Annotated in this window: 6 protein-coding genes; all 6 read left to right on the top strand. The window is 67.8% G+C overall.

The features are described from left to right. The first annotated feature begins 24 nt into the window (after positions 1 to 24). The 6 genes from hrcA to A5745_RS07865 all read left to right on the top strand — a co-directional run bounded on the left by hrcA (position 25) and on the right by A5745_RS07865 (position 6,082). The gene (gene hrcA / locus A5745_RS07840) at positions 25 to 1,056 is read left to right on the top strand and encodes a heat-inducible transcriptional repressor HrcA (RefSeq protein ID WP_076064664.1); all 1,032 of its coding nucleotides are present in this window, start codon (positions 25 to 27) and stop codon (positions 1,054 to 1,056) included. A 54-nt stretch (positions 1,057 to 1,110) separates the two neighbouring features. Beyond that, entirely contained in the window at positions 1,111 to 2,256 is a 1,146-nt protein-coding gene (dnaJ, locus tag A5745_RS07845) for a molecular chaperone DnaJ (protein WP_076064665.1), read from the top strand. Between the two features lie 23 nt (positions 2,257 to 2,279). Then, positions 2,280 to 3,041: a 16S rRNA (uracil(1498)-N(3))-methyltransferase gene (locus A5745_RS07850; protein ID WP_076115659.1), complete on the top strand. Its 762-nt coding sequence runs from the start codon at positions 2,280 to 2,282 to the stop codon at positions 3,039 to 3,041. Positions 3,042 to 3,199: 158 nt separating this feature from the next. Further along, positions 3,200 to 4,246, top strand: coding sequence for a PhoH family protein (locus A5745_RS07855; RefSeq protein WP_076115660.1), 1,047 nt, complete (start codon positions 3,200 to 3,202; stop codon positions 4,244 to 4,246). A 7-nt stretch (positions 4,247 to 4,253) separates the two neighbouring features. Beyond that, a complete protein-coding gene (gene ybeY / locus A5745_RS07860) occupies positions 4,254 to 4,787 on the top strand; it encodes an rRNA maturation RNase YbeY (RefSeq protein WP_076064668.1) in 534 nt (177 codons plus the stop codon). Continuing rightward, positions 4,784 to 6,082 (top strand): hemolysin family protein, encoded by a 1,299-nt coding sequence (locus A5745_RS07865; protein ID WP_076064669.1) that lies wholly within the window; start codon positions 4,784 to 4,786, stop codon positions 6,080 to 6,082. The genes ybeY and A5745_RS07865 overlap by 4 nt, the downstream gene beginning before the upstream one ends. Positions 6,083 to 6,201 lie beyond the last annotated feature (119 nt).

Genomic DNA, 6,201 nt, shown 5'->3' on the forward strand with positions numbered 1-6,201 from the left:
ACGCGATCAAGGAGGTGGGCGTCGATGGGAAGCGCGGACGAGCGTCGCTTCGAGGTGTTGCGTGCGATCGTCGCCGACTTCGTCGCCACCAAGGAACCGATCGGCTCCAAATCATTGGTGGAACGCCATAACTTGGGCGTGTCCAGCGCCACGGTCCGCAACGACATGGCGGTGCTGGAGGCCGAGGGCTACATCGCCCAGCCCCACACCAGCTCCGGTCGGGTGCCCACCGAGAAGGGATACCGCGAGTTCGTCGATCGGCTCGATGACGTCAAGCCGCTGTCGTCGGCCGAGCGGCGCGCGATCCAAAGCTTCCTCGAGTCCGGCGTCGACCTCGATGACGTGCTGCGCCGGGCTGTGCGCCTGCTGGCACAGCTGACCCGCCAGGTGGCCGTGGTCCAGTACCCGACACTGTCGACCTCGACCGTTCGCCACCTGGAGGTGATCGCCCTGACGCCCGCGCGGCTGTTGATGGTGGTCATCACCGACACCGGCCGGGTCGATCAGCGCATCGTCGAACTCGGCGATGTGATCGACGATCATCAGCTTTCACAACTGCGTGAGATGCTCGGTCAGGCGTTGGAGGGCAAACGGCTGGCGGCGGCCTCGACGGCGGTGGCCGATCTCGCCAGCCATCTCGAGGGTTCCGGAGGCTTGGGTGACGCGGTTGGCCGTTCGGCGACGGTATTGCTGGAGTCCCTGGTGGAACACACCGAGGAGCGCCTGGTGATGGGCGGCACCGCCAACCTGACCCGCAATGCCGCGGACTTCGGCGGTTCGCTGCGGTCGATCCTGGAGGCCCTCGAGGAGCAGGTGGTGGTGCTGCGGCTGCTGGCGGCACAGCAAGAAGCCGGCAAGGTGACGGTGCGCATCGGTCACGAGACCGCGGTCGAGCAGATGGCGGGCACCTCGATGGTGTCCACCGCCTACGGCACCACCGACACGGTGTACGGCGGCATGGGTGTGCTGGGGCCCACCAGGATGGACTATCCGGGAACTATCGCCAGCGTGGCCGCGGTTGCTCTCTATATCGGTGAGGTCCTGGGTGCTCGATGACTGCGCACCCCGACAATGGATAGCCGCGTAGGCGCGGCGTAAGAAAGGTCAGGCGTGGCACGCGACTACTACGGGCTGCTCGGCGTGAGCAGAAACGCCAGCGATGCGGACATTAAGCGCGCGTATCGCAAGCTGGCGCGCGAACTGCATCCCGACGTCAACCCCGATGAGGCCGCGCAGGCGAAATTCAAGGAGATCAGCGTCGCCTACGAAGTGCTCAGCGACCCGGAGAAACGCCGGATCGTCGACCTGGGTGGCGACCCGCTGGAAAACGCCGCCGCCTCGGCCGGCGGGTTCGGCGGGTTCGGCGGTTTGGGCGATGTCTTCGAGGCCTTCTTCGGTGGCGGCTTCAGTGGCGGGGCCACGTCACGCGGTCCCATCGGCCGGGTGCGGCCCGGCTCCGACTCGCTGCTGCGGATGCGCCTGGACCTGGAGGAGTGCGCGACCGGCGTGACCAAGCAGGTGACCGTCGACACCGCGGTGTTGTGCGACCGCTGCCAGGGCAAGGGCACCAACGGCGATTCCGCGCCGATTCCCTGCGACACCTGCGGTGGCCGCGGCGAGGTGCAGACGGTGCAGCGTTCGCTACTGGGCCAGATGGTGACGTCGCGGCCGTGTCCGACCTGCCGCGGTGTCGGGGTGGTCATCCCCGACCCGTGCCACCAGTGCATGGGCGACGGCCGGGTGCGGGCCCGACGGGAAATCAGTGTGAAGATCCCCGCCGGCGTCGGCGACGGCATGCGCGTCCGGCTCGCCTCCCAAGGGGAGGTCGGGCCCGGGGGAGGACCGGCCGGCGACCTGTATGTCGAGGTGCACGAGCAGGCCCATGACATTTTCGTTCGCGACGGCGACGACCTGCACTGCACGATCTCGGTGCCGATGGTCGACGCGGCGCTGGGCACCACGGTCACCGTTGACGCCATCCTCGACGGCATGAGCGAGATCACCATTCCGCCTGGGACGCAACCGGGTTCGGTCATCACGCTGCGCGGCCACGGGATGCCGCACCTGCGCTCCAGCGCGCGGGGCAATCTGCACGTTCACATCGAGGTCGTGGTTCCCACACGGCTCGACCATCAGGACAGCGAACTGCTGCGCGAGCTGAAGAACCGCCGCAGCCGCGACGTGGCCGAGGTCCGCTCGACGCACAGCGGCGGCGGGCTGTTCAGCCGGCTGCGCGAGACCTTCACCGGGCGCTAGCCACAGTCACACGGATCGCGCACATGGTGGCGACGCTGTTCTACATCGACGCACTGCCCGACGCCGGGGCGCTGGCCGTCGTCGACGGCGACGAAGGATTTCACGCCGCCACCGTGCGCCGGATCCGTCCCGGCGAGCAGCTGGTGCTCGGCGACGGAGCCGGCGGCCTGGCGCGCTGCGTGGTCGAGCACGCCGGGCGCGACGGGCTGCGTGCCCGGGTGCAGGAGCGCTGGCGCGTCGCGCCCGCGCGGCCCTCCGTGACGGTGGCGCAGGCGCTGCCCAAGTCCGAGCGCTCGGAGTTGGCGATCGAATTGGCCACCGAGGCCGGCGCCGACGCGTTCCTGGCCTGGCAGGCGGCTCGGTGTGTGGCCAACTGGCAAGGCGCGAAGGTCGACAAGGGTCTGCGCCGCTGGCGCGCCGTCGCCCGATCGGCGGCCCGCCAATCCCGTCGGCCGCGCATCCCGGCGGTCGACGGCGTGCTGTCCACGGCCGCGTTGACCCAACGGATCCGCGACGAGGTGGCGGCCGGTGCGAAGGCGTTGGTGTTGCATGAGTCGGCGACCGACGGGCTCGCGGATGTCGCTGTGGGACAGGCGGATTCGGTGTTGCTCGTGGTCGGCCCGGAGGGCGGTATCGCGCCCGACGAGTTGGCGGCGCTGACGGACGCGGGCGCGCTAGCGGTCCGGCTCGGCCCGCAGGTGCTGCGGACGTCGAGCGCGGCCGCGGTGGCGCTGGGCGCGCTGGGCGTGCTGACCGACCGATGGGACGATCCGTCGAGCCTGTAATTTCGCAGGCCCTTACTCGCACTTTCCCTGGGAAATTACAGCCTCGCGGTGACGGCTTGCCGGCCATTGGGTCAGCAGCCACCCGGCGGTAAGATGGGAAATCTAGAAACTGCGCCCACCACGGGCGGGAACCGCAGAAGGCAGGCATCGGAAACCACGTGACGCCACGCGAGACCAGCGCCGCTGACGCATCGGCCTCTGCTCAGGTTCGCAGCAGCATCGATGTTCCGCCCGATCTCGTCGTGGGCCTGTTGGGTTCGGCCGACGAGAACCTGCGGGCATTGGAACGGATGCTCAACGCCGACCTGCACGTGCGCGGGAACGCCATCACGCTGTCGGGTGAGCCGGCCGACGTCGCGCTGGCCGAGCGGGTGATCTCCGAGCTCGTCGCCATCGTCGGAAGCGGTCAGTCGATGACGCCGGAGGTGGTGCGCCACAGCGTCGCCATGCTCGTCGGCACCGGCAACGAGTCACCGGCGGAAGTGCTCACGCTGGACATCCTGTCGCGCCGCGGTAAAACGATCCGGCCCAAGACGCTGAACCAAAAGCGTTACGTCGACGCCATTGACGCCAACACCATCGTGTTCGGCGTCGGCCCGGCGGGCACCGGGAAGACGTACCTGGCCATGGCCAAGGCCGTCCACGCGCTGCAGACCAAACAGGTGACGCGCATCATCCTGACCCGGCCGGCCGTGGAAGCCGGTGAGCGCCTTGGCTTTTTGCCCGGCACGCTGAGCGAGAAGATCGATCCGTATCTGCGGCCGCTCTATGACGCGCTGTACGACATGATGGATCCCGAGCTGATCCCAAAGCTGATGTCCGCCGGGGTGATTGAAGTGGCGCCGCTCGGGTACATGCGCGGTAGAACGCTTAATGATGCGTTCATCGTTCTCGACGAGGCGCAGAACACCACGGCCGAACAGATGAAGATGTTCCTCACCCGGCTGGGCTTCGGGTCTAAGGTCGTCGTCACCGGGGACATGACACAAATCGACCTGCCCGGGGGCGCCAGGTCGGGCCTGCGATCGGCGGTCGACATCCTCGAAAGCGTCGACGACATCCACATCGCCGAGTTGACCAGCGCGGACGTGGTGCGTCACCGGCTGGTCTCCGAAATCGTCGACGCCTACGCCAGATACGAGGAGCCCGGCTCGGGGCTGAACCGGGCGGCTCGGCGGGCCTCCGGCGTCCGCAGTCGTCGATGATGGTGCCATGAGCATCGAGGTATCCAACGAGTCGGGCATCGACGTCTCCGAAGCGGAATTGGTCAGCGTCGCACGATTCGTCATCGCCAAGATGGACGTCAATCCGAGCGCCGAGCTGTCGATGGTGCTGTTGGACACCGCGGCGATGGCCGACCTGCACATGCGCTGGATGGACCTGCCCGGCCCGACCGACGTGATGAGCTTCCCGATGGACGAGCTCGAACCCGGCGGCCGCCCCGACGCGCCCGAGCCGGGGCCGTCGATGCTGGGCGACATCGTGCTGTGCCCGGAGTTCGCCGCCGAGCAGGCGGCCGCGGCGGGACACAGCCTCGGACATGAGCTGGCGCTGCTGACCATCCATGGTGTGCTGCACCTGCTCGGCTACGACCACGCCGAACACGACGAAGAAAAAGAGATGTTCGCCTTGCAGGAGCGGCTGCTCGAGGAGTGGGTCGCCGAACAGGTCGAGGCCTACCAGCAGGACCGCCAGGAGGAACGGGACCGCCGGTTGCTGGACAAGTCAAGGTATTTCGACAATTGACCGGTTTGTCTCAGCTGTTCGGCGCGATCGCGCTGATCGCGCTGGGAGGCCTTTTCGCCGCGATCGACGCCGCGATCAGCACTGTGTCGCTGGCCCGGGTGCAGGAGCTGGTGCGCGACGAGCGGCCCGGCGCGGTCGCGCTTTTCCGGGTGATGTCCGAGCGGCCCCGCTACATCAATCTGGTGGTGCTGCTGCGGATCATCTGTGAGATCACGGCGACGGTACTGCTGGTGGTGTTCCTCTACGACAACTACGGCATCAAGTGGGCGCTTTTCGGCGCGGCGACCACCATGGTGGTAACCAGCTTCGTCGTCATCGGGGTGGGCCCGCGCACCCTGGGCCGCCAGAACGCGTATTCCATTTCGTTGGCGACGGCCCTTCCGCTGCAAGCACTCTCGTGGCTGCTGATGCCGCTCAGCCGACTGCTGGTGGTCTTGGGTAACGCGCTGACCCCGGGCCGCGGGCTGCGCAACGGGCCGTTCGCGTCCGAGATCGAACTGCGCGAGGTCGTCGACCTCGCCCAGCAGCGCGGTGTGGTGGCCGCCGACGAACGCCGGATGATCCAGTCGGTCTTCGAACTCGGTGACACCCCGGCGCGGGAGGTGATGGTGCCGCGCACCGAGATGATCTGGATCGAAAGCGACAAATTCGCCAGCCAAGCCACCAACCTGGCGGTCCGTAGCGGGCATTCCCGCATACCGGTGATCGGTGAGAACGTCGACGACATCGTCGGCGTCGTCTACCTGAAAGACCTTGTCCAACAGACGTTTTTGTCGGCCGACGGGGGACGGGACACCAAAGTCTCGCAGGTGATGCGCCCCGCGGTGTTCGTGCCGGACTCCAAGCCGCTGGATGCGCTGCTGCGGGAAATGCAGCGCGACCGCAACCACATGGCGCTGCTCGTCGACGAGTACGGCGCTATCGCCGGCTTGGTCAGCATCGAAGACGTGCTGGAAGAAATCGTCGGGGAGATCGCCGACGAGTACGACCAGGAAGAGACCGCACCGATAGAAGACCTGGGGGACAAGCGGTTTCGGGTCTCCGCGCGGCTGCCGATCGAAGACGTCGGCGAACTCTACAATCTGGAATTCGACGACGACCTCGACGTCGATACCGTGGGCGGCCTGTTGGCGCTGGAATTGGGCCGGGTTCCGCTGCCGGGTGCCGAGGTCGTCACACATGGCCTGCGGCTGCGCGCCGAGGGCGGACCCGATCATCGAGGACGGGTCCGGATCGGCACCGTTCTGCTGAGCCCGGCCGAACCCGTGGAGCAGGAAGGCGAACAGGATGGCTGAACGGCTCGACGACGAGGACGCGAAGCTGGTGGTGTTGGCGCGGGCCGCCAATGCCCCCGCCCCGGGGGGCCCCCCCCCCCCCCGGGGCGCCCGCGATGGGCGCCCCAAGCCCCCCCCCC

Source organism: Mycobacterium sp. IS-2888, from assembly GCF_001954215.1.
Classification (GTDB): domain Bacteria; phylum Actinomycetota; class Actinomycetes; order Mycobacteriales; family Mycobacteriaceae; genus Mycobacterium.